Origin of the sequence: Klebsiella sp. C283 (assembly GCF_048822555.1) — a bacterium.
Taxonomy (GTDB): Bacteria; Pseudomonadota; Gammaproteobacteria; order Enterobacterales; family Enterobacteriaceae; genus Klebsiella; species Klebsiella quasipneumoniae.
This window is the reverse complement of the sequence record NZ_JBMEZS010000041.1, coordinates 1-4408: the sequence shown is the minus strand read 5'-3', so window position 1 is coordinate 4408 and position 4408 is coordinate 1. Positions and strand designations below refer to the sequence as shown.

General features: G+C 61.8%; 3 protein-coding genes. 1 reads left to right on the top strand and 2 read right to left on the bottom strand.

Translation table 11 applies throughout. From position 1 onward, the window contains the following. Positions 1 to 33 precede the first annotated feature (33 nt). Together ACOI7Z_RS26835 and ACOI7Z_RS26830 are read right to left on the bottom strand one after the other, a co-directional pair. Positions 34 to 3000 (bottom strand): Tn3-like element TnAs1 family transposase, encoded by a 2967-nt coding sequence (locus ACOI7Z_RS26835; protein ID WP_001138014.1) that lies wholly within the window; start codon positions 2998 to 3000, stop codon positions 34 to 36. 3 nt (positions 3001 to 3003) lie between these two features. Next, positions 3004 to 3564 carry a recombinase family protein gene (locus ACOI7Z_RS26830; RefSeq protein WP_001161490.1) on the bottom strand — a complete coding sequence of 187 codons (561 nt, stop codon included), beginning with the start codon at positions 3562 to 3564 and terminating at the stop codon, positions 3004 to 3006. Positions 3565 to 3873: 309 nt separating this feature from the next. Here ACOI7Z_RS26830 and ACOI7Z_RS26825 point away from each other — a divergent pair. After that, on the top strand, positions 3874 to 4408 hold a 535-nt coding region (locus ACOI7Z_RS26825; protein WP_340124716.1), incomplete at its 3' end, for a PAS domain-containing protein.

Sequence of the window (4408 nt, the reverse complement as noted above, 5' to 3'; positions counted from 1 at the left end):
GGGGAGCCCGCAGAATTCGGAAAAAATCGTACGCTAAGGTTTTCCGGGCATCCGTAAGGGCCGAAACTTCCCGTCTTCCAGTCTGCGGCTCTGCCGCCAGACGTAATCGCCGGTTAGGTTGATGTGCTCCCAGCCCAGCGGCGACAGGAATTGCAGCAGCTCGCCGTCCACCGGCTTGCCGGCCTCGACCAACCCCTGGGTGGCGCGTTCCAGGTACACCGTGTTCCACAGCACGATAGCCGCCGTCACCAGGTTGAGGCCGCTGGCCCGGTAGCGCTGCTGCTCGAAGCTCCGATCCCTGATTTCCCCAAGGCGGTTGAAGAACACCGCCCTGGCCAGCGAGTTGCGCGCCTCACCTTTGTTCAGGCCGGCATGCACGCGGCGGCGCAGTTCAACACTTTGCAGCCAGTCCAGGATGAACAGCGTGCGCTCGATCCGGCCCAGCTCGCGCAGGGCCACGGCCAGTCCGTTCTGGCGCGGGTAGCTGCCGAGCTTGCGCAGCATCAGCGAGGCGGTGACGGTGCCCTGCTTGATCGAGCTGGCCAGGCGCAGGATGTCGTCCCAGTGGGCACGCACGTGCTTGATGTTCAGGGTGCCGCCGATCAGCGGGCGCAACGTCGGGTAGGCTTGCACGCCCTGCGGCACGTACAGCTTGGTTTCGCCGAGGTCGCGGATGCGCGGCGCGAAGCGGAAGCCTAGCAGGTGCATCAGGGCAAAGACGTGATCGGTGAAGCCGGCCGTGTCGGTGTAGTGCTCCTCGATCCGCAGGTCGGACTCGTGGTACAGCAGGCCGTCGAGCACATAGGTGGAATCGCGGACGCCGACATTCACCACGCGGGTGCTGAACGGCGCGTACTGGTCGGAGATATGGGTATAGAACAGCCGTCCCGGCTCGCTACCGTACTTCGGGTTGACGTGCCCGGTGCTCTCGCCCCGGCCACCCGCGCGGAAGCGCTGGCCATCGGAGGATGAGGTCGTGCCGTCGCCCCAGTGGGCGGCAAAGGCGTGGCGATACTGGTGGTTGACCAGCTCGGCCAAGGCCGCCGAATAGGTTTCGTCGCGGATGTGCCAGGCTTGCAGCCAGGACAGCTTGGCGTAGGTCAGGCCGGGGCTCGACTCGGCCATCTTGGTCAGCCCGAGGTTGATCGCATCACCGAGGATTGCGGACAGCAGCAACGTCCTGTCTTTGGCCTCGGCCCCGTCCTTCAAGTGGGTGAAGTGGCGGCTGAAGCCCGTCCAGTCGTCCACGTCCATCAGCAGTTCGGTGATCTTGATGCGCGGCAGTAACTGGCTGGTTTGGTCGATCAGCGCCTGCGCCCGATCCGGCACCGCCGCATCCAGCGGGGTGATTTTCAGCCCTGACTCGGTGAGGATGGCATCGGGCAGCTCGTTGTCCTTGGCCAGGCGGGTGACGGTGGCCAACTGCTCGTCCAGCAGCTGCAAACGCTCTTCCAGGTACTGGTCGCTGTTCGGGTTGATCGCCAGGGGCAGGGCCTGCTCGCGCTTGAGTGCGGCGAACTTCTCGGCCGGCAGCAGGTAGTCGTCGAAGTCGCGGAACTGCCGCGAGCCCTTGACCCAGATGTCGCCGGAGCGCAGGGCGTTCTTCAGCTCGGACAGGGCGCAGATTTCGTAGAATTTCCGGTCGAGGCCTTCCGGGGTGATCACCAGCGGCTTCCAGCGCGGCTTGATGAAGGCCGTGGGTGCATCGGCCGGCACCTTGCGCAGGTTGTCGGCGTTCATCTCACGCAGGGTCTGCACGGCTGCCAGCACGCCTTGCGCGGCCGGCGCGGCGCGCAGTTCCAGCACCTCCAGCAAGGCCGGCGTGTAACGGCGCAGGGTGGCGAAGTTCTCGCCGACCAGGTGCAGGTGGTCGAAGCCTTCCGGCCGGGCCAGCAGCTCGGCCTCGCTGACGCTCTCGGTGAACTCGTCCCAGGGAATCACCGCCTCGATGGCGGCATAGGGGTCGCTGCCGCTTTCCTTCGCTTCCAGCAGCGCCTGGCCGATCCTGGAGTACAGGCGCACCTTGTCGTTGATCGCCTTGCCCTGCTTCTGGAACTGCTGCTGATGCTTGTGCTTCGCGCCGCTGAACAGCTTGACCAGGATGCGGTCATGCAGATCGACCAGCTCATCGATCACGGTCGCGGTGCTCTCCAGCACCACGGCGGCCAGGGTCGCGTAGCGGCGCTGCGGCTCGAACTTACCGAGGTCTTTGGGCGTCATCTGCCCACCCTCGCGGGCCAGCTTGAGCAGGCGGTTCTGGTGGATGTGCCGGCCCAGGCCTTCGGGCAAGTCCACCAACTGAAATGTCTTCAGCCGCTCGATGTGTTCCAGCATGTGCCGAGAGTTGGGTTTCAGCGGTGCCTGGCGCAGCCAGGTCAACCAGGTGATGCTGCTGCCGGCCTTGAGCTTCAACAGCTCGTCCAGCTTGGCCCGATGCGAGTCCGTGAGTGGTTCGACCAGGGCGCGGTAGACCCGCCGATTGGCTCGCGCAATGGCTTCCGAGCAGGCCCGGTCAATCACGCTCAGCGCCGGCAGGATGCGTCGTTTCTGCCGTAGGCTCTCCAGGGCCTGACCGGCCAGCAGCAAGCCTTTGTCGGTCTGCTGGGCCAGCTCGGTTAGCTCGCGCACCAGGGCGCGGAAGTCGGACAGGCCGAACGGGGCCAGTTGCAGGTAGGTGCGCAGTTCCTGGGCATGCTCGCGACGGGTCACGTCGCGCTCGCCGTACTTTGCCCAGCTCGCCGGCTCGGCCTGGACTTGCTTCGCCACCCACAGGATGACCGGCTCGGGCAGCTCGCTGTCGGTTCCCAGCGCGTAACCGGGGTAGCGCAGCAGGCAGAGCTGCACGGCGAAGCCGAGGCGGTTGGCGTCGCCGCGTCGCTGGCGGATCAGCGACAGGTCGGAGTCGTTGAAGGTGTAGTAGCGGATCAGGTCATCCTGGCTTTCCGGCAGCGCAAGCAGGGTGTCCCGCTCCGTGGCCGAGAGGATCAAGCGACGCGGCATGTGTCAGTCGTCCGTGCGGAGGTACTGGTAGAGGGTTTCCCGGCTGATGTTGAACTCGCGGGCAAGCTGCGCCTTGGGCTCGCCGGCCGTCGCTCGCTGCCGCAGGGTAGCAGCCTGCTCATCGGACAGGGCTTTCTTGCGGCCCCGGTACGCGCCACGCTGCTTGGCCAAGGCGATGCCCTCACGCTGCCGCTCGCGGATCAGGGCGCGCTCGAACTCAGCGAAGGCCCCCATCACCGACAGCATCAGGTTGGCCATCGGCGAGTCCTCGCCAGTGAACACCAGGCCCTCCTTCAGGAACTCGATGCGCACGCCGCGCTGAGTCAGCTTCTGTACCAAGCGACGCAGGTCATCGAGGTTGCGGGCCAGCCGATCCATGCTGTGCACCACCACTGTATCGCCTTCGCGGACGAAGCTCAGCAGCGCTTCGAGCTGGGGGCGCTGGGTGTCCTTGCCCGATGCCTTGTCGGTGAACACCTTGCTCACCTGGGTTTGTTCCAGCTGGCGTTCCGGGTTCTGGTCAAAGCTGCTGACCCGGACGTAGCCGATGCGGTGCCCCTGCACGATGTCTCCTTGGTTGAAGGCGGCTTAAGTGCACTTTCTGTTCCGTTGTGCCTCAAAGCCCATTTCTGTCAGGCTGAAATCTATAACCTTCGCGGGCATGTGTCAAAAAATGGGAAAGCAGACTCTATTCTGACGAAGCGGCGCGGCCCTGCCTGACATCAAGTTAGGGTATAGCCTAGATTGACATGCGCGATGCAACCCTTAACTTGCTTGCACCTATCGTTTCCATGCTAGCTTTATCGTAACGCTCAAGAAATTGGGCTTAATGCCGAAAACAATAAAATAAAACAGCCAACCCTTGAGGTTCTTATGCGCCAGAATTTACCAGTGACGGGTCGAAACTTAGAACTCCCAAAAGATGCCAATATTCTTTCGACTACCTCCCCTCAAAGCCATATCACGTACGTTAATCCTGACTTCATTAAAATCAGTGGTTTCACTGAGGAAGAACTATTAGGCCAGCCTCACAACATCGTAAGACACCCAGATATGCCGCCTGCTGCATTTGAGCATATGTGGAGTACATTAAAATCTGGCCGCTCATGGATGGGGCTAGTAAAAAATCGCTGTAAAAATGGCGACCACTATTGGGTAAGTGCTTATGTAACGCCAATAGCTAAGAATGGTTCGATTGTTGAATACCAGTCTGTAAGGACCAAGCCTGAACCTGAGCAGGTTTTGGCTGCGGAAAAATTATATGCTCAATTGAGAAGCGGGAAGGCCGCGAGGCCGAAATTGGCTGCTAGCTTTTCCGTGAAAATACTCTTGCTCATATGGGGTAGTATTATATCAAGCGCAATGGCTGCCGGCATGCTTACTGATACATCAATAAGCAGCTTATTGT